The organism is Phreatobacter cathodiphilus (assembly GCF_003008515.1).
Taxonomy (GTDB): domain Bacteria; phylum Pseudomonadota; class Alphaproteobacteria; order Rhizobiales; family Phreatobacteraceae; genus Phreatobacter; species Phreatobacter cathodiphilus.
Genome location: NZ_CP027668.1, coordinates 3039496 through 3057643, shown reverse-complemented (window position 1 = coordinate 3057643; position 18148 = coordinate 3039496). Strand labels below are relative to the sequence as shown.

Below are 18148 nucleotides of genomic sequence, written 5' to 3'. Positions count from 1 at the left end.
CCTCGGAGACCGACATGACCGCCGCTGCCCCCGCTCCCACCCTCCGTTACGGTGTCGTCGACATGGCGGAGGCTACCGGCCAGGACGGCATCGACTTCCTCCGCGGCATGCTGGAGCAGCGCTATCCGGCGCCGCCCATCGCCCGGTCCATGGGCTTCATCCTGACCGAGGTGGCTCCGGGACTGGCGGTGTTCGAGGGGACGCCGACGGCCGACTTCTTCAATCCGCTGGGCACCATCCACGGCGGCTGGACCGCGACCATCCTCGACTCGGCGCTCGGCTGCTGCGTCCATACGCTGGTGAAGGCCGGTCAGGGCTATACGACGGTCGAGATGAAGGTGAATTACGTGCGGGCGCTGATGCCGGAGACCGGTCGCGTGCGTTGCGAGGGCAAGGTAGTCCATGCGGGATCGCGGATCGCGACATCCGAGGCCCGCCTGGTGGACGGCAAGGGCCGGCTCATCGCCCACGCGACCGAGACCTGCATGATCTTCGAGGCGCGGGTGTCGGCGGCCTCGTGAGGCCGCCACCGGTATCGTCCTCGTCATGCCTGGGCTCGTCCCGGGCATCCACGAATTCTTTGGCGCAGTGTTCAAGTCGTGGATGGCCGGCACAAGCCCGGCCATGACGCGACATCCGTCGAGAATTGGCGCCGCGTTCCGCCGGGGAGGATGCGGGTCGAGCCGTTCAGGCCCGCGACCGCCGCATGGCGGTGAGGCAGGCGAAGATGATCAGGGCGGCGCCGGCCCAGGTCGTCCAGGCCGGCACCTCCGAGAAGGCGAGGTAGCCGAGGCCGGCGCTCCAGATGAGGGCGGTATATTCGATGACGCCGAGCGGGCCGGCGGCGGCGTGCTTGAAGGCCCAGGCCATACAGAGGTGGCCGGCAAGGCCGAAGGCGCCGATGCCGAGGAAGATCCCCCATGACCGCGCCTCCGGCACCTCCCAGACGGCCCAGGCGAAGGGGGCGATGATGATGAGCGGAAACAGGTTCTGGAACAGGATGATGAGGCCGAAGGGATCGGTCTGGGCGCGCTTCCTGAGCAGGACCAGATTGGCGGCATAGGCCAGCGCCGACGACACCGCGGCGGCGATGCCGAGCACGCGGACGAGGTCGAACTCGCCGCCGCCGACCTTGCCGGCGACGATGATCGCCATGCCGACGAAGCCGACGAGAATGGCGATCAGCACCGGCTTCTGGATCGGCTCCTTGAGGATCAGCGAGGCGAGCACGGCGAGGAACAGCGGCGACAGGAAGGCGAGCGTGATGGCCTCGGCCAGCGGCAGGGTGGCGAGGGCGTAGAAGAACAGGAAGGCGGTGACGGCGACGAGCACGCCGCGCAGGAGATGGGCACGCACCATCTCGCCGCTCGGGGCCGGAGGTCGCGTCCACAGGAAGAAGGCGATCGCCCAGGGCATGCCGCAGGCATAGCGCATGAAGACGATCTGGGCCGTCGGGTGCGTGTTGGCGACGCCCTTGATCAGCGCGTCCATCACCGACAGCAGAAAGATGCCGAGGGCGGCGACGAGGAAGGGCGCGAAGCGGTGGCCGGCGAAGGTCGAGGGGGTCATGGCCACCACAGGGCGCGCGAGGCGTCGAAAAGGAGCTTGGTGCCGGCGAGGCCGACGAGGACATAGCAGAGGGTGAAGAGCTGCTGGCGGGGCAGGGCGTCGTGCAGGCGCCGGCCGACGAGGACGCCGACCGGGACGACGGGGGCGAGGGCCAGCGCCTTGACGAAGACGCCGGGCTCGCCGAGGCCGGAATAAACGTAGCCCGGCAGCTTGACCAGATTGCCGACGGTGAAGATGACGACGGTGGTGGCGGCATATTCCGTCTTGGTCAGGCCGCGCCGCAAGAGATACATGGCCATGGGCGGCCCGCCCGCATGGGCGATGTAGGTGGTAAAGCCGGCACCCGCCCCGGCCGCGCTCGCCAGCGGCGGCGAGACCGGGCGAGGCGTCACCGCCATGCCGCGGCGCAGGAAATAGTCGAGGGTGAAGGCGAGCGTGATCAGCGCGATGCCGAAGGCCACCCAGCGCCGGTCGACATATTCGAAGACGAGAAATCCGAGAAGGAGCCCGCCGAGGAAGCCGGGCATGATCCAGCCGAGATCGGGCTTGGACCAGGCGGTGCGTGGAAACGAGGCGAGGGCGAAGACGTCCATGAAGGCCACCAGCAGCGCCGTGACGATGGCCGCCTGGATCGGGTCCATGACGAGGGCCAGCAGCGGGATGCCGAGAATGGCGAGGCCGCCGCCGAAGGCGCCCTTGCCGAGCCCCATGAGGAAGGTGGCGAGGCCGCCGACGGCGTAGAAGGTCCAGTCTGCGGGAAAGCCTGCGAGGGTCATGGATGGGTACTCGGGGAGCCCTGCTCTAGCCGGCCAACGACGCGGCGCATAGGGCAGGCCATCCCTGCCATGGCAGTAGGGCGAAAGGCAAAAAAGAGCCGCCGCGGGGCACGCGGCGGCTCGAGGTTGTCCGGGAAGCGAACGCGAGGGGACGGCTTCTTCCCGGACAGGCTGTCGATCGTGACGGACGCTCTGGCGTCCTCACATGGAGGGAACGGTGCGCGACAGGGCGGCGCCGACATCGGGCACCAGCGGCGGACCGCTGAGCTGGCGCGTCGTGGCGATGCCGGGGCGGCGGCCCTGGCGCTCGCCGGCGCGGGCGGCGATCACCTGCGTGGGATCGCCGAAATAGCCGGCCGCCGTGGCGTCGCGAAGGTCGCTCCGCGTCAGGCCGAGATCATGGAGGGTGCGCTCGTCCATCTCGCAGAGGGCGGCATAGCCCTCGCGCGCCTCGCGCCAATTGCGGAAAGCCACGATCTGGCGGCGCACGACAGCGACCACCGAGAGGACGGCGGACGAAAGGGTGGCGGCGAACATCGGCATGGGGGCTCTCCTCGGCGGGTCGGACGTCGGCACGCCTGTCCCCTCGCCGGCGTCGGGTGACGCAAACGTCCGGGGTCTCTCACCCGGTCCTCGGGGGCATGTGCCGATGAGGACAGAGTGTCACAGGGCGATTGATCATTGAAGCGAATGTTTTTAATCTCTATCATCAGCGTTGATGATGTGACGTCTCGGGGGCGCACCAATGGCCATTCTTCTCGATATCGACCAGCTGCGCACCTTCATGGCCATAGCCGACACCGGCAGCTTCACCCGCGCGGCCGACGTGGTGTTCAAGACCCAGTCCGCCGTCTCCATGCAGATGAAGCGGCTCGAGGAGCGCATCGGCAAATCCCTGTTCGAGCGCGACGGCCGCGCCTCGCGCCTCACCGAGGACGGCGAGCGGCTGCTCGACTATGCCCGCCGCATCGTCAAGCTGAACCTCGAGGCGGTCTCCGCCTTCGCCACCGCCGAACTGACCGGCCGGGTGCGCCTCGGCGTTCCCGACGACTATGCCGACCGCTACCTGCCGGAGATCCTGGCGCGCTTCTCGCGCTCCAACCCGCGCGCCGAGGTCACCGTCATCTGCGAGCCGTCATCGATGCTCGCCGAGCGCATCCAGGCCAACGAGCTCGACATCGCCATCATCACCCACACGCCGCAGAAGGGGCCGGCCCTGGTCTTCCGCCGCGAACAGCTCCTGTGGGTCGCCTCCGCCCGCTCCTCCGTCCATTGCGATGATCCAGTGCCGCTCGCGGTGGGCCGGCCGACCTGCGACTGGCGCCGCGCCGCCACCGAGCGGCTGGAGGGGGCCGGGCGCTCCTACCGCATCCTCTATGCGAGTTGGAATGCCGCCGCCGTCGGAGCGGCGGTCATGGCGGGCCTCGCCGTCTCGGTTCTGCCGGAATCGGCGCTCCGTCCCGGCATGCGTGTGCTGCAGCCCTCCGACGGCTTCCCGGCGCTGCCCTCGGTCAGCGTCGCGCTGCTGCGCAACCCGCACGAAATGTCCCAGCTCGCCGAAGCGCTGGCCGATCACGTGGTGTCGAGCCTCGACAACCTGACGGAGCATGCTCAGGCGGCGGAATGAGCGGATGGCGAATAGGGAATAGGGAATAGGGAATAGGGAATAGGGAGTGGCGAGTGGTGGCCTCCGGGCCACTGGTGCCTCGTTCCGCACTCACGGGTCACTCATCACCACTCGCCACTCGCCTCAATACGCCTGTTCCTCGAACACCCTGTCCACCTGCCCCTGCCAGGGACCGAGATACTTCTCGATCAGCGCCTCGGCGGCGGTGCGGCCGTCGTCGACAATGGCCTGGATCGGGTCGAGGTAGCGTGTCTCGTCGCAGCCGTTCATGTCGAGACGGTCGCGGCGGCGCAGGCCGGTGCGGGCCAGGGTGAGCATCTCGCGGGCGAGTTCGCCCACCGTCAGGCCGCGGATCTCCGCCTTGAAGCCGAGCTTCGGAACGTCGTCACGCAGCTTCTGCCGTTCCTCCGCCGTCCAGTCCTTGACGAGATCGAAGGCCGCGTCCAGCACGCCGTCGTCATAGAGCAGGCCGACGAAGAGGGCGGGCAGCGCCACGATGCGGGAGAGGGGTCCTGAATCGGCGCCGCGCATCTCGAGGTAGCGCTTCAGCCGGACTTCCGGGAAGATGGTGCCGACATGGTTCACCCAGTCGGAGAGCACGGCCCGCTCGCCCGGCGCCGCCGGGTTCTTCCCCGCCAGGAGGTCGCGGAAGGACGAGCCGGCGACGTCGATATAGGTGTCGCCGCGCTTGATGAAATACATGGGAACGTCGAGGGCGTAATCGACATAGCGCTCGAAGCCCATGCCGTCCTCGAAGGCGAAGGGCAGCATGCCCGCGCGGTCGTTGTCGGTGTCGGTCCAGACCGCCGAGCGGAAGGAGAGGTAGCCGTTGAGCTTGCCCTCGGTGAAGGGCGAATTGGCGAAGATGGCGGTCGCCACCGGCTGCCAGGCGAGCGACACCCTGAGCTTCTTGACCATGTCGGCCTCGGACGCGAAGTCGAGGTTCGCCTGCACGGTCGAGGTCCGGTACATCATGTCGAGGCCGAGGCTACCGACCTTCGGCATGTAGCGCGTCATGATCTGGTAGCGCGACTTCGGCATCACCGGCGTCTCGGCGCGGGTCCATTTCGGGCTCATGCCGAGGCCGAGGAAGCCGATGCCCAGGGGGTCGGCGATCTCGCGCACCTGGGCGAAATGGGCGTGGGCCTCCATGCAGGTCTGGTGCAGCGTCTCCAGCGGCGCCCCCGACAGCTCGAACTGCCCGCCCGGCTCCAGCGAGATGGCGCCGCCGCCGGTGACGTCGGCGAGGCCGATGATGTTCTCGCCGTCGAGGATCGGCTCCCAGCCGAGAAGGCCTTCCATCCCTTCGAGGATGGCGCGGATCCCGCGCGGCCCCTCATAGGGCACCGGGCTGTTGTCCTTGCGGTAGAAGCCGAACTTCTCGTGCTCGGTCCCGACGCGGAACCTGTCCTTCGGTTTGACGCCCTTTTCGATCCAGGCGACCAGTTCGTCGCGGGATTCGATGGGCGTCAGGTCGACTGTATCGCGGGCCATGCAGGGGTCCTGATGCGGATGCGAAGGCGAGGGGCGGGAGCAAAGCACGCCGCCCCGGCCCGGCATAGTCCGGGGAGATAGCGCTCGACGGGCGGTTACGGAAGGGGCGGGGCCATCGTTACGCCCAGCTGCCGACACATTGCCGCCATGCCGGGGGCGCGGTCATCGGCGGTATTCCGCTGCATTTTCATCCGGTTGTCCCGGTTTTTCGCGGCGCATGGCGGCCGTGGAGGGGCGGGTGCGGCCCGCCATGCTATCCTGCCCCACGATTCGTCCGGAGGAGCCTCGTGTCCATGCGTTCGCCCTTTTCGATCCCGGCCGTCACCGCGCTCGCCCTCGTCGTCGCCGCGCCTGCCGCCGCCCAGACCCAGCAGGTCACCCCCACCCAGCAGGCGCCCGACCGGGTCGCCCCCGCTCCGGTGGGGCCGACGCCGACCGACATTTCCGCCGAGGCGCGCCGGGCGCAGGAAGCGGCCGCCGCCGGCCGTGCCGTGGAGGCCCTCGACGCCCTGGACGAGGCGGCCATCGCCATTGCCGAGAAGATGCCGCTGACCATCCGGCGCGCCACCTTCGTCGCCGAGGAGCCGCAGGGCTATGGCGTCTTCAACCCGCGGGATTCCACCAGTTTCGAGATCGGCCAGCCGCTCCTCGTCTATGCCGAGCTCGCCGGACAGGGCTGGCGGCGCTCCGGCGACATCTTCCGCACCGACCTGGTGCTCGATTTCGAGCTGCGCCGCGCCGACGGCCAGTCCCTGGTGGCCCAGCAGGCCTTCAATACGATCGCCACCGCCAGCCGCCGCCGCAACCGCGAGTTCTTCCTCTATGTGACCTATTCCTTCTCCGGTCTCGAACCCGGCGACTATGTGGTCCGCACCACCGTGCGGGACCGGGCCGGCAACAAGCAGACCGCCTTCGACCTCACCTTCGCGGTCCGCCGGTGAGGCTTGCCGGCCTCGTCGCGGCGAGCCTCGTCGCCGCCTGTCCGGCCCTGGCGCAGGACTTTCCCGGTTTTGCGCGGCAGGCGGCGGGCGGCGGCCACGCCGTCATGGAGGTGGCCCAGCCCCATCCCGTGCGTCTGCCGGGTGTCGTCACAACTCGCTTCGAGCTTCGCCCCGGCGAATGCGGTGCGCCCTGTCCGCCCGATACCGAGCGGGCGGAACTGGCCGAGCAGGGGCCGGGCCTTGCCCCCGGCACGGAAGCCTTCACCGCGCTCTCCCTCTTCATCCCGCGCGGTACGACGGCGACGCCGGGCCTCGTCGTGACACTCGCCCGGCTCGTCCAGGGCGAACAGGTGCTCCTCGCGCTGGAGTGGCGCGAGACCGGCCTCCTCGCCTCCGGCCCTGCCGTCGGCGGCGAGACGATGCTCGTCCCTGCGAGCGCCCTCACCCAACGCTGGCACGACGTGCTGATCGACCAGCGCTGGTCGGCGGGGGTCGACGGCCGGCTCGTCCTCTGGGTGAACGGCCAGCGCCTCGTCCAGCGCAGCGGCGCAAATGCCGTGGCGGGTGTTGCCGTGCGGCTCGTCCACGGCCTCTCCCGCGCGCCGGTCTCGGCCTGGACCGCCCGTTTCGGCGTCCGTACCCCGACCCAGGTGGTCTATTTCGCCCATGTGCGTCGCGACGCGGACCGGGGCGCGGTCGACATCGACCTGAGGGTGCGCTAGCAAGCCGCCTCGATACCTCCCGGAAGACCCCTATGTCCGATGCTCCGAAGAAGAAGGCCGCAGCGCTCGCCCGCCTGCCGCGCGGCTTCGTCGACCGCGACGCCGCCGAGATCGCCGGCGTCAACGCCATGCTGGACACCATCCGCAAGGTCTATGAGCTCTACGGCTTCGAGGCGGTGGAAACCCCGGCCGTCGAGTTCACCGATGCGCTGGGCAAGTTCCTGCCCGACCAGGACCGGCCCAACGAGGGCGTCTTCTCCTTTCAGGACGACGACGAGCAGTGGCTGAGCCTGCGCTACGACCTCACCGCGCCGCTCGCCCGCTATGTCGCCGAGCATTTCGACGCCCTGCCCAAGCCCTATCGCAGCTACCGGGCCGGCTATGTCTTCCGCAACGAGAAGCCGGGACCGGGCCGCTTCCGCCAGTTCATGCAGTTCGACGCCGACACGGTGGGCTCCGCCTCGCCGGCGGCGGATGCCGAGATCTGCATGATGGCGGCGGATACGATGGAGAAGCTCGGCATCGCCCGCGGCGACTATGTGGTGCGCGTCAACAACCGCAAAGTGCTCGACGGGGTGATGGAGGCCATCGGCCTCGGTGGAGACGAAAACGCGGGCCGCCGTCTGACGGTGCTGCGCGCCATCGACAAGCTCGACAAGTTCGGCCCTGAGGGCGTGAAGCTGCTGCTCGGCGCCGGCCGCAAGGACGATAGCGGCGATTTCACCAAGGGCGCGGGGTTGGATGGGCGCCAGATCGAGAAGGTGCTTTCCCTCTTCTCAATCCGCTCCAGATCGATCGCCATTGCCGAGTCCAATCCGGAGTACGCGGAGAACGTTCTGACGGAAGGCGCGAATTTCGCGAACGCGGCTCCCGATGCGGGCGTTCTTGCTATCCTTGCGAGCCTCGGCAGAGAGACTGAGATCGGCATGCAAGGATATGAAGAACTTCAGCAAGTTTGGGAATTGGTCCGCCAGTCAGGATATGGCGACGGACGTATAATTCTCGATCCCTCTGTCGTTCGTGGCCTCGAGTACTACACCGGCCCCGTCTACGAGGTGGAGCTGACCTTTCCCGTCACCAACGACGACGGCCAGGTCGTCCGCTTCGGTTCGGTCGCTGGCGGCGGGCGCTATGACGGGCTCGTCGCCCGCTTCCGCGGCGAGCAGGTGCCGGCCACCGGCTTCTCCATCGGTGTCTCGCGCCTCGCGGCGGCCCTCAAGTCCCTCGGAAAGCTCGGGGCGGAGAAGCCCGTCGGGCCCGTCGTCGTGCTCGTCATGGACCGCGACCAGATCGCCGAATATCAGGCGATGGTCTCCGAACTCCGCGGCGCCGGCATCCGCGCCGAGATGTATCTCGGCTCCTCCGGCATGAAGGCGCAGATGAAATATGCCGACCGCCGCAACGCCCCGGCCGTGATCATTCAGGGCTCGAACGAGCGCGAGGCCGGCGAGGTCATGATCAAGGACCTCGTCGCCGGCGCCGAGGCGGCCAAGACCATCACCGACAATGCCGAATGGCGCGCCTCGCGTCCGGCGCAGTTCGCGGCTAAGCGCGGCGAGCTGGTGGAGAAGATCCGCGAGCTGCTCGCGGGGCGGTGAAGTTTGGGCGGTTTGCCGCCTTGCATGACCGAAGTGCGTCCTTCGAGGCTCGCCGGCGGGCGCTTCTGACGCATCGCTGTCGCTCGCACCTCAGGATGAGGAGCGGGAGCTTTCCGCCTACCCCTCCCGCTTCCCATAGGTCGGAAGCGACCAGCCGTGCCGGATGGCGAGGCCGCGGATGGCGAAGACCACCGCGAAGCCGATGACATCGTCGAGGTCCGGCGAGACGAAGCGGTTGGCCAGGGCGAAGGCGACGGCGCCGGCGAGCGAGGCCGTGACATAGACGTCGCGCCGAAGCGCCAGCGGCACGTCGCCGGCGAGCATGTCGCGGATGATGCCGCCGAAGGTCGCGGTGACGACGCCGAGCAGCACGGCCGAGATGGCCGGCGCGCCGGCCTCCAGCGCCTTGGCGGTGCCGGTCACCGTGAACAGGGCGAGGCCGAGGGCGTCGGCCCAGAGGATGACGCGGGTGCGGCCCTCCCGCTCGAAGTGATGGGCGGAGACGAAGGCGGCGAGCGAGACCGCGGCGCAGATGATCACCACAGCCGGGTCGAGGATCCACGGCACCGGCCTGATGCCGAGCAGCACGTCGCGCAGGGTGCCGCCGCCGATGCCGGTGACGGTGCCGAGCAGGACGAAGCCGAAGGGGTCCATCTGCTTGCGCGCCGCCACCAAGGCGCCGGTGAGGGCGAAGACTGCGACCCCTGCCCATTCCAGCCAGGGCAGGAGCCCGGTCATGGGGTCAGGCGTCCTCGGAGGAGCCGGCCGGCGGGGCGGCCTTGGGCCCGCCGGTGGAGACGCCGACGAGGGCCGGGCGCAGCACGCGCTCGCCGATCACGAAGCCGGCCTGCACGGTCTGCACGACGGTGCCCTTCGGCACTTCGGCATTGGGGATCTCGAACATGGCCTGGTGCAGGTTCGGGTCGAACTTCTGCCCGTCGGGGGCGATCTTCTTCACGCCGTGCTTCTCCAGCGTCTTCAGCAGCTCGCGCTCAGTGAGGTCGATGCCCTCGACGAAGGCCTTCAGCGGTCCGTCGGCGGGGCGGGCCTCGTCGGGCAGGCTCTCGAAGGCGCGGCGCATGTTGTCGGCGACGTTCAGCATGTCGCGGGCAAAGGAGGTGACGCCGTAGGTGCGGGCGTCGGCCACCTCGCGTTCGGTGCGCTTCCTCAGGTTCTCCATCTCCGCCAGGGTGCGCAGCATGCGGTCCTTCATGTCGCGCGCCTCGGCCTGGGCGGCGGCGAGCAGGGCGGGGCCGGCATCGGCCAGCGTCTCCGCGGTCTCGGGTGCCTCGGCGGTCTGGTCGGCCTCGTCGATCGGCACTTCGTCGTGCCCGTTCTTCGGGTTGGTCATGGCATCTCGCCTGTGGTGCAAAAGGGTGGCCCGGATATCGAGCCTCCGGCGCCCAAAATCAAGGTTGAAGGCGGTCCGCGGTCAGGCGGCGGTGACGGCGGCGAGGATGTCGCGGCCGCTCATCGCCGTGCCCGGCCCGTGTCGCGAGACCAGCCGGATCATGGCGGCGTTGCGCGGCGCGGCGAGGCCATGGGCTTCCGCCAGCCGCACCACGGCGCCGCAGAGGTCGTCGATCTCGGTGGGGCGGCCGGCGGAACGGTCGTCGGCCATGGACGAGCGGGCGGTCGGCGCGATGGTCAGCATCGAGGCGGCGATGCGCGAGAAGGCGAAGGTCGGCAGGCGCAGGATGGTCGGGATGAGGCGCGGCGGGGCGGCGCCGATCCTCGCCGGGCGGATGCCGGCGGCCTTCATGACGGCTAAAGCCTCGTCCTGCAGGGCGGCGAGGGCGCGGCGGCAGTCGCGGTCCATCAGCTCGTCGCGTAGCGGCAGGCCGGAGAGGGCGTTGACCGGGTTGTTGAGGTTGAGGAGCAGCTTGCCCCATTGCACCGGCGCCATGTCGGCGACGAGGGTGAGCGGCAGGCCGGCGCGGCCGAAGAGCGGCGCCAGGGCGCGGGTCACCGCGTGGTCCTCGGCGTGAAGCGCGCCGGAGGTGGTCTGGCGGGCGACGATCCGGCCGCTCGCCTCGTGGTCGAGGGTGACGTTGAAGGGCACCATGGCTGCGAGGGGGAGGAGATGGGGCGCGGCTTCGCGGATGCGGCCGATGTTGTCGACGCCGTTCTGCAGGGAGAGGATCGGCGTGCCGGGGGGAAAGGCGGCGCCGGCTTCTGCCGCTGCCGCGGCGGTGGCGCCGCCCTTGGTGCAGAGGAGGAGGATCGGCCCGGCCGCGTCCCGGGCCGCGTGGGAGGCGGTCGGAGCGATGCGGAAGCGGTCGGGCGGCACGGGGACGGTCGCGCCGTCGAGCCCTGCGATGGCGAGGCCATGGGCCGCGAGATCGGCGGCGCGGCCGGCGCGGGCGACGAAGATCACATCGGCCCCCGCCGTGGCGAGGGCGCCGCCCACCCGGCATCCGATGGCGCCGGCTCCGATCACCACGAAGCGCTGCGCCATCGGGGCCTCCGTCAGGCGGTGAGCGCGGGGCGGGGCAGGCCTTCCCGCAGATGGGCCGCCACCAGGGTGTTCGCCATCAGGAGGGCGATGGTCATCGGCCCGACGCCGCCCGGCACCGGAGTGATGGCGGCGGCGTGGACGGCCGCCTCCTCGGTGGCGACGTCGCCGACGAGGCGCGTCTTGCCCTCGCCCTTCTCCGGGGCGGGAATGCGGTTGATGCCGACGTCGACGACGACGGCGCCGGGCTTCACCCAGTCGCCGCGGATCATCTCGGGCCGTCCCACCGCCGCCACCAGGATATCGGCGGTGCGGCAGAGGGCGGGCAGGTCGGCGGTCCGCGAATGGGCGATGGTGACGGTGGCGTCCCGCTGGAGCAGGAGCTGGGCGACCGGCTTGCCGACGATGTTCGAGCGGCCGACGACGACGGCGTGCTTGCCGGCGAGAGAGGGGCCGAGCACGTTCTCGATCAGGATTACCGACCCGGCCGGCGTGCAGGGGACGAGCGCCTTCTCCGCGGCACCGGAGCCGAGCAGGCCGACATTGATCGGGTGGAAGCCGTCGACGTCCTTGGCCGGATCGATGGCGAGGAGTACGCGGTCGGTGTCGATGCCCTTCGGCAGCGGCAATTGCACGAGGATGCCGTCGATTCCGGGATCGGCGTTGAGCTTGCCGACGAGGGCGAGGAGCTCCGCCTCGCCGGTCGTCACCGGCAGCGTGTGCTGCTCGGAGCGGAAGCCGGCGGCCTCCGCCTCGCGGCCCTTGTTGCGCACATAGACCTGGCTCGCCGGGTCCTCGCCCACCAGCACCACGGCGAGGCCGGGCGGACGCCCCTTCGCCGCGGCGAAGGTGGCGGCGCGGTTCTTCACGTCGGCCAGGACCCGGGCGGCGACGGCCCTGCCGTCGATGCGGAGGGCGGGCACGGGATCAGACCCGCATCGGCATGAGCACGTAGAGGGCGCCGGGTCCTGCGGGGTCGTGGATGAGGGTGGGCGAACCGGGATCGGCGAGCTTCAGCTCGATGGTGTCGCCGTCGATCTGGCTGGTGATGTCGAGCAGGTAGCGCGAGTTGAAGCCGATATCGATGCCGTCGGCCTCGTAGGAAACCTCGAGCTCTTCCGTCGCACTGCCCGAATCCGGGTTGGTCACCGACAGCGTCAGCCGGCTGTCGCCGGCGGAGAGCTTCACCGCCCGGCCGCGTTCGGAGGAGACGGTGGAGACGCGGTCGACGGCTGCGGCGAACTCGCCCTTCTCGACGGTGAGGATCTTGTCGTTGGCCAGCGGTATGACGCGGGCATAGTCGGGGAAGGTGCCGTCGATCAGCTTCGAGGTCAGCACCGTCTCGCCGAAGCGGAAGCGCACCTTGGCGGTGGAGAGTTCCACCGTGACGCTGGCGTCCGGCGTGTCGGCGAGGCGTTGCACCTCGGCCACCGTCTTGCGGGGCACGATGACGCCCGGCATGCCGGCGGCGCCGGCGGGCGCCTCGAACTCCACCTGGGCGAGGCGGTGGCCGTCGGTGGCGACGGCGCGGATCAGGCTCTGGCCGCCTTTCTCCACCACGTGGAGGAAGATGCCGTTGAGATAGTAGCGCGTCTCCTCGGTGGAGATGGCGAACTGCGTCTTGTCGATGAGGCGCTTCAGGTGGCCGGCGGGAAGCTGGAAGCTGTGCGACATGTCGCCTGCGGCGATGTCGGGGAAGTCGCTCTCGGGGATGGTCTGCAGGGTGAAGCGCGAGCGTCCCGCCTTGACGGCGAGGGTGCCCTTGTCGCCGATCATCTCGAGCTGGATCTGCGAGCCGTCCGGGAGCTTGCGGACGATGTCATAGATCATGTGCGCCGGTACTGTGGTGCCGCCGGCGGTCGCGACCTCGGCCGGCAGGGTCTCCACCACCTCGATGTCGAGATCGGTCGCCTTGAGGCGCAGCGAGGCGCCATCGGCCTTCATCAGCACGTTCGACAGGACCGGAATGGTGTTGCGGCGCTCGACGACCCGATGGACGTGGCCGAGGGATTTCAGGAGCTGGGCCCGCTCGACGGTGACCTTCATCAATGCTGCTCCAAACGACTCGAGGAGGCGCCGGCGATCCCGCGCCCGAAAACAAGGGGCGTCAGTCAACCCCGCGCCGCAACATGATGCAAGGGCAAGGCCAGCCGCCGTGGGTCTATCCACGGCCTTTTCCGCGACGGGCGCGGCTTCCCCGTGCCGAAAGGAGGAGTTCCGGCGGCCTTGCGCCTTGCGGTCCCCGATCCGGCACACGATCTCCAGGGCGGCGAGAGCCTTCGGCCACCTCCCGACGTCCCGACGGAGAGATCCCATGTCGACCACCCGCAGCCGGCTCGGCGCCGGACTTGCCGCCACCCTGATGCTCGGTGCTGCCCTCGTCCCCGCCGCGCCGCAGCCCGTCCGGGCCCAGTTCAACGACGGCGGCGGCCTCGGCGGCGGGCGCGGCGACATCGATTCCCGCAACAATCGCATGACGGTCTCCATCCGCGTCGTGACGGTGGGGACGTTCTGCGTCCGGGCGGTGGAGGCGGTCGGCTACGACCCGCGCCTCAACCAGCGCCTGTTCCGCATCGGCTTCGATTCCGGGCCCATGACCTCGGTCGGGGTCACGGCCTACGAGAACGCCTTCTCCAGCGCCCGCACCGAGGGCGACGCGGCCGCGGCGCTCGCCGCGGCCCAGCGGGACGCGCAGCCCTATCGCCGCGGCCCCGGCCAGTGCTGAGGATCGCCCGCCTCAATCGTTGAGGCGGCGCTTCAGGGCTTCCACTTCCTCGCTCAGCGCGGGATCCTGGCCCACCAGGCCCTCGATCTTGCGCACGGCGTGCAGCACAGTCGTGTGGTCGCGACCGCCGAAACGCCGGCCGATCTCCGGCAGCGAGCGCAGCGTCATGGTCTTGGCCAGATACATGGCGATCTGGCGCGGGCGGACCACGGTGGCAGTGCGCCGGGAGGACAGGATGTCCGAGCGGCTGACGTTGTAGTGCTGCGCCACGATCTTCTGGATGTCCTCGATCTTCACCCGCTTCGGCTCGGCGATGCGGACGAGGTCGCGGATGGAGCGCTCTGCCATCTCGATGGTCACAGGCTGGTTGGTGAGGCGGTTGGTGGCGATCAGCCGGTTGAAGGCGCCGTCGAGGTCGCGGCCGTTCTGGGTGACGTTCTTGGCGACGTAGCTCATCACTGTCGGCGGCACGTCGAAGCCGGGGTGCTGGGCCCGGGCATGGGCGAGCTTCTGTTTGAGGATGTCGAAGCGCAGGTTCTCGTCAAGCGCGCCGATCTCCACGGTCAGGCCGCCGGCGAGGCGGGATCGGACCCGCTCGTCGAGGTTCTCGAGGTCGGAGGGCGGACGGTCGCCGGCGACGACGATCTGCCGGCCGGCGTCGATGAGCGCGTTCAGCGTGTGGCAGAACTCGGCCTGGGTCTGTTTGCCCTGAAGGAACTGCAGGTCGTCGATGATCAGCAGGTCGATGTTGCGCAGCGCCTCCTTGAAGGCGATGGCCGTCTGGTTCTTCAGCGCAGCGACGAAGCCGAAGGTGAATTTCTCCGCCGTCAGATAGAGCACGCGCCGGCCGCCGGCCTGGGCCGTGCCGGCCACCGCCTGCAGGAGGTGCGTCTTGCCGAGGCCGACGCCGGCGTGGATGTAGAGCGGATTGAACAGCACCGCGTCGGTCGGCCGCGACTGCGCGACCTGGAGGGCCGCGGCGCGGGCGAGGGTATTCGAGCGGCCCTGCACGAAGGTCTCGAAGGTCAGGCGCGGGTCCAGCGGCGAGCCGCCGAGCGTGTTCTGCACCGCCGAGAGGTGGGTTCCGTCATGGCGCTGTGGCGCCGGGACGGGGGCGGCCGGACGCGCCGCCTCCTCGACCGGCCGGGGACGGGACACGGCGCGGGCGCCGGCGGCGGTGCGCACCATGATGTCGATGGCGACCGGCTGTCCGGCCTCCTCGGACCAGCGGGCGATGATGCGGTCCTTGTAGTGATGGTCGATCCAGCTCTTCAGGAAACGGGTCGGCACCGACAGACGGACCGCGTCGGTCTCCGCCAGGTCGATCTCGATGCTCTTGAACCAGCTCGAGAAGACGTCCTCGCCGAGCTCTGCGCGGAGGCGCCGGCCGACGCGCTCCCAGATCGCCCCTGCACGCATGGAATCGCTCATCGTATCGGTCTTGCCTTCGGTCGGTTCGCGGACACGTTCGGAAATGGCAAACACGATGGTCTCCAGTCAAAAAGTCCGGTGGGTCAAAACGGGGAGTGAGTACGCAGGATCACGCAGGAACGTGCGAAACGGCCACGCCTCAGGGCTGGACCCAGGGCAGGCCGGCGGCTTTCCAGCCGGCCTTGGTGCCGCGATGGCCCTCCTCGTCGTGAGGACCCTCGAAACCGCCGCTGACATTGTAGCAACGGGAATGGCCGGCGGCGGTCATGGCGATGGCGGCCGCCTTGGAGCGGACGCCCGACCGGCAGAGGAAATAGAGCGGAGCATCCTTGGGCGCGCCGCGCTCGGCCAGCCTGGCGACGAGCGTGGAGACGAAATCGGGATTCACGGCCATGCCGGGGAAGACCTGCCATTCGACGCGGATCGGCTCGCGACCGGTGGCCTTGAGGTCGGGTGCGCCGATATAGGCCCACTCGGCCGTGGTGCGGACGTCGACCAGCTGGGCGGCGGGGTCCTGCATCAGAGCCTGGAGGCTGTCCTCCGGTATGATGTCACCGGCGTAACCGGCCTCTTGCGCATGCGACATTGTCCGCCCGCACGGCCAGATGATGGCCGCACGCCTCAGTTGTCTCGAAGTTGTCCAGCTCAGAAGGGTGCCCCCGGCTGCAGTCGGTCGACCGCAATCCGAAATCTTCACCTCCGGCTCCCGTCCGAATACTGAAGCGGCTGAAGGAGTAAATTGGCCTCGACTGAGGCAAAACTCTCCCATGCCCGATGTTGCGGGCGCCGCGCGTCAGCTCTTCCATGAAGCCCGAGGTGGCCCCCCCGAGTGACCCGATTGATACACAGGGGCTCCGGACCCGGCAACGGATTTCCATTAATAAATGGTTAAGGCCGGTCGCTTGACTCCCCTCCGGATTTGGGTTTGCGGAGGCCGGCTTTTCAAGCCTCTGATGAATCGGCCAATTTCAAATCGGTCCCGAAGGCCTCCCCCCGGGGCGCGGTGCCGAAGGGGGTGCGCCGGGGGCCCGGCGCGGCGGGCGGCGGCCGCATTTCGCTTCCGGAACGATTACGTCCCCCGGCTAAGCAACTGGAATCAGAATTGTTTTCCTGACGTGCCTTTAGCCGGTTCAGGGTCGCTCTCCCTGCCGCGGAAGGGGCTCCGATAAAAAAAGGAGGTTGACGGCCTTCTGTTGCCGAATCGCAACGGCTCCCCGACGTCACTCCCCCGGACGCCACAACGAAAAAGCCCGGCACGAGGCCGGGCTTCTGGAACGGGTGGCGCGGCGTCCGGAGGCGCCGGCGGGCAGGGGCTCAGGCGCCGATCTTGGCGATGCGGGTCGCCAGGCGCGAGACCTTGCGGGAAGCGGTGTTCTTGTGGAGCACGCCCTTCTGCGCGGCGCGCATGATCTCGGGCTGGGCGGCCTGGAAGGCAGCCGAGGCCGCGGTCTTGTCGCCGGAGGCGATGGCGTCCTCCAGCTTGCGCAGGAAGGTGCGCATGCGCGAGCGGCGGGCCTGGTTGACTGCGGTGCGCCGCGCGATGACGCGGGCGGCCTTCTTCGCGGATGCCGTATTGGCCATGGGTCTTGTCCCGGCGGCTGGCCCCGGATGGCGGGGCACGAGAAAACGAGAGCGGCGGCACGGGGCCGCCACGGATCGGCGTGTATAGTCGCGTGGTTTCGGCGCGTCAACCGCACAACGGGCCCGTCTGCGAAATTCGCACGGGTCCGCCGGCGGCGCCGGGACTAGAAGATGTGTCCCGCCCCGAACATGCCCTGTCCAGCCGCTCCCGAGGCAAGATGACATCCAAGCCGCAGCGCAGTTTCGTCCTGGTCGCCCTCTGGATGGCGGGAACGTTGCTCTCCTTCTCGGCCATCGCCTTGTCCATCCGCGCCCTGCACGGAACGCTGACGGTCTTCGAGATCCTCGCCCTGCGCAACATCGGCGGCCTCGTCATCCTCGCGGCGATGATGGTGGCGGCACCCGATCCCGGTCAGCGCATCCGTCCGGAGAGCCCCTTCGTCCACGCCATGCGCAACACGATCCATTTCGGCGGCCAGGCGCTTTGGGCCTACGGGCTGACGGTGCTGCCGCTCGCCACCGTCTTCGCCATCGAGTTCACGACGCCCACCTGGGTCGCCATCTTCGCCGTGCTCTTCCTCGGCGAGCGGATGACGGCTGCCAGGGCGGCGGCGCTGGTGCTTGGCTTTGTCGGTGTTCTCGTGATCCTGCGGCCGGGCTTCGACAGTTTCCGCCCCGAGGCGCTGGCGGTGGCGGCGGCGGCGATCTGCTTCGGCGTGCAGCAGACCACCACCAAGTTCCTCACCGCGACCAATTCGACCTGGACCATCATGTTCTGGATGAACGTCATCCAGTTGCCGCTGAACCTCGGGGCCAACGTGGTGGTCGGCGAGCCCGCCTTCTTCCTCGGCAAGCTCGCGCTCTCCCAGTGGCTGCCGCTGCTGGGCATCGGCGTCTGCGGCTTTACCGCCCATTACTGCCTGACCAACGCCTTCCGGCACGGCGACGCCATCGTGGTGACGCCCATCGATTTCCTGCGCGTGCCGCTGATCGGCCTCATCGGCTGGCTGGTCTATGCCGAGCAGCCGGAGCCGGCCGTGCTTCTCGGCGCCGCCATCGTGGTGGCGGGGGTGCTGATCAACATCTACGCGGAATCGCGCACGCGCACGTGAGTCCTCTTCCCAAACCGTTTTCGCCAGCCCGTCTTCCAAGACCCGTTTCGGGACGCGGAGGTTAACGGCAGGAGCGGCGAGGGGGCCGCGCGGGCGGGCCGCGAAATCTCTCCGGAT

General features: G+C 69.2%; 19 protein-coding genes. 7 read left to right on the top strand and 12 right to left on the bottom strand.

Annotation, left to right across the window (positions count from 1 at the left end; genetic code table 11):
• Window positions 1-14 precede the first annotated feature (14 nt).
• Window positions 15-521, top strand: a complete 507-nt coding sequence (locus tag C6569_RS14700; RefSeq protein WP_106749550.1) for a PaaI family thioesterase — start codon at window positions 15-17, stop codon at window positions 519-521.
• 166 nt (window positions 522-687) lie between these two features.
• Here the strand turns inward: C6569_RS14700 and C6569_RS14695 are convergent, their stop codons facing one another.
• From C6569_RS14695 to C6569_RS14685, 3 genes are all read right to left on the bottom strand, one after another.
• Window positions 688-1569, bottom strand: a complete 882-nt coding sequence (locus tag C6569_RS14695) for a DMT family transporter (protein WP_146144814.1) — start codon at window positions 1567-1569, stop codon at window positions 688-690.
• On the bottom strand, window positions 1566-2345 hold the full coding sequence (locus C6569_RS14690) for a sulfite exporter TauE/SafE family protein (RefSeq protein ID WP_106749548.1): 780 nt from the start codon (window positions 2343-2345) through the stop codon (window positions 1566-1568). Before C6569_RS14690 ends, C6569_RS14695 begins: the two co-directional genes overlap by 4 nt.
• Before the next feature lie 201 nt (window positions 2346-2546).
• Window positions 2547-2888, bottom strand: a complete 342-nt coding sequence (locus C6569_RS14685) for a DUF1127 domain-containing protein (protein ID WP_106749547.1) — start codon at window positions 2886-2888, stop codon at window positions 2547-2549.
• A 202-nt stretch (window positions 2889-3090) separates the two neighbouring features.
• Between C6569_RS14685 and C6569_RS14680 the strand changes: the two genes are divergently transcribed.
• The gene (locus tag C6569_RS14680) at window positions 3091-3972 is read left to right on the top strand and encodes a LysR substrate-binding domain-containing protein (RefSeq protein ID WP_106749546.1); all 882 of its coding nucleotides are present in this window, start codon (window positions 3091-3093) and stop codon (window positions 3970-3972) included.
• Between the two features lie 123 nt (window positions 3973-4095).
• Here C6569_RS14680 and C6569_RS14675 read toward each other — a convergent pair whose 3' ends face one another.
• Window positions 4096-5466 (bottom strand): glutamate--cysteine ligase, encoded by a 1371-nt coding sequence (locus tag C6569_RS14675; RefSeq protein WP_106749545.1) that lies wholly within the window; start codon window positions 5464-5466, stop codon window positions 4096-4098.
• A 293-nt stretch (window positions 5467-5759) separates the two neighbouring features.
• Here C6569_RS14675 and C6569_RS14670 point away from each other — a divergent pair, with 293 nt between their 5' ends.
• From C6569_RS14670 to hisS, 3 genes are read left to right on the top strand one after another with little or no spacing between them, the layout of a single operon-like run.
• A complete protein-coding gene (locus C6569_RS14670; RefSeq protein ID WP_106749544.1) occupies window positions 5760-6407 on the top strand; it encodes a hypothetical protein in 648 nt (215 codons plus the stop codon).
• Window positions 6404-7129, top strand: a complete 726-nt coding sequence (locus C6569_RS14665; RefSeq protein ID WP_106749543.1) for a polysaccharide lyase family protein — start codon at window positions 6404-6406, stop codon at window positions 7127-7129. The genes C6569_RS14670 and C6569_RS14665 overlap by 4 nt, the downstream gene beginning before the upstream one ends.
• Before the next feature lie 32 nt (window positions 7130-7161).
• Window positions 7162-8727, top strand: a complete 1566-nt coding sequence (gene hisS / locus C6569_RS14660) for a histidine--tRNA ligase (RefSeq protein ID WP_106749542.1) — start codon at window positions 7162-7164, stop codon at window positions 8725-8727.
• A gap of 117 nt (window positions 8728-8844) precedes the next feature.
• Here hisS and C6569_RS14655 read toward each other — a convergent pair whose 3' ends face one another.
• The 5 genes from C6569_RS14655 to dnaN all read right to left on the bottom strand — a co-directional run bounded on the left by C6569_RS14655 (window position 8845) and on the right by dnaN (window position 13228).
• Complete coding sequence (locus C6569_RS14655; protein ID WP_106749541.1) at window positions 8845-9465, bottom strand: trimeric intracellular cation channel family protein; 621 nt, start codon at window positions 9463-9465, stop codon at window positions 8845-8847.
• A gap of 4 nt (window positions 9466-9469) precedes the next feature.
• Window positions 9470-10078 carry a nucleotide exchange factor GrpE gene (gene grpE / locus C6569_RS14650; RefSeq protein ID WP_106749540.1) on the bottom strand — a complete coding sequence of 203 codons (609 nt, stop codon included), beginning with the start codon at window positions 10076-10078 and terminating at the stop codon, window positions 9470-9472.
• An 81-nt stretch (window positions 10079-10159) separates the two neighbouring features.
• Window positions 10160-11185, bottom strand: coding sequence for a 2-dehydropantoate 2-reductase (locus tag C6569_RS14645; RefSeq protein ID WP_106749539.1), 1026 nt, complete (start codon window positions 11183-11185; stop codon window positions 10160-10162).
• An 11-nt stretch (window positions 11186-11196) separates the two neighbouring features.
• Window positions 11197-12105 (bottom strand): bifunctional methylenetetrahydrofolate dehydrogenase/methenyltetrahydrofolate cyclohydrolase FolD, encoded by a 909-nt coding sequence (gene folD / locus C6569_RS14640; protein WP_106749538.1) that lies wholly within the window; start codon window positions 12103-12105, stop codon window positions 11197-11199.
• Window positions 12106-12109: 4 nt separating this feature from the next.
• Window positions 12110-13228 (bottom strand): DNA polymerase III subunit beta, encoded by a 1119-nt coding sequence (gene dnaN / locus C6569_RS14635; RefSeq protein WP_106751060.1) that lies wholly within the window; start codon window positions 13226-13228, stop codon window positions 12110-12112.
• Between the two features lie 268 nt (window positions 13229-13496).
• Between dnaN and C6569_RS14630 the strand changes: the two genes are divergently transcribed.
• Window positions 13497-13907 (top strand): hypothetical protein, encoded by a 411-nt coding sequence (locus tag C6569_RS14630; protein ID WP_106749537.1) that lies wholly within the window; start codon window positions 13497-13499, stop codon window positions 13905-13907.
• Between the two features lie 12 nt (window positions 13908-13919).
• Here the strand turns inward: C6569_RS14630 and dnaA are convergent, their stop codons facing one another.
• The 3 genes from dnaA to rpsT form a co-directional block, all read right to left on the bottom strand.
• The gene (gene dnaA / locus C6569_RS14625) at window positions 13920-15326 is read right to left on the bottom strand and encodes a chromosomal replication initiator protein DnaA (protein WP_425440719.1); all 1407 of its coding nucleotides are present in this window, start codon (window positions 15324-15326) and stop codon (window positions 13920-13922) included.
• Window positions 15327-15477: 151 nt separating this feature from the next.
• Window positions 15478-15858, bottom strand: coding sequence for a rhodanese-like domain-containing protein (locus C6569_RS14620; protein ID WP_245898112.1), 381 nt, complete (start codon window positions 15856-15858; stop codon window positions 15478-15480).
• Window positions 15859-16652: 794 nt separating this feature from the next.
• Window positions 16653-16919 carry a 30S ribosomal protein S20 gene (gene rpsT / locus C6569_RS14615; RefSeq protein ID WP_106751058.1) on the bottom strand — a complete coding sequence of 89 codons (267 nt, stop codon included), beginning with the start codon at window positions 16917-16919 and terminating at the stop codon, window positions 16653-16655.
• A gap of 218 nt (window positions 16920-17137) precedes the next feature.
• Between rpsT and C6569_RS14610 the strand changes: the two genes are divergently transcribed.
• On the top strand, window positions 17138-18031 hold the full coding sequence (locus tag C6569_RS14610; protein WP_181313761.1) for a DMT family transporter: 894 nt from the start codon (window positions 17138-17140) through the stop codon (window positions 18029-18031).
• Window positions 18032-18148: the final 117 nt, after the last annotated feature.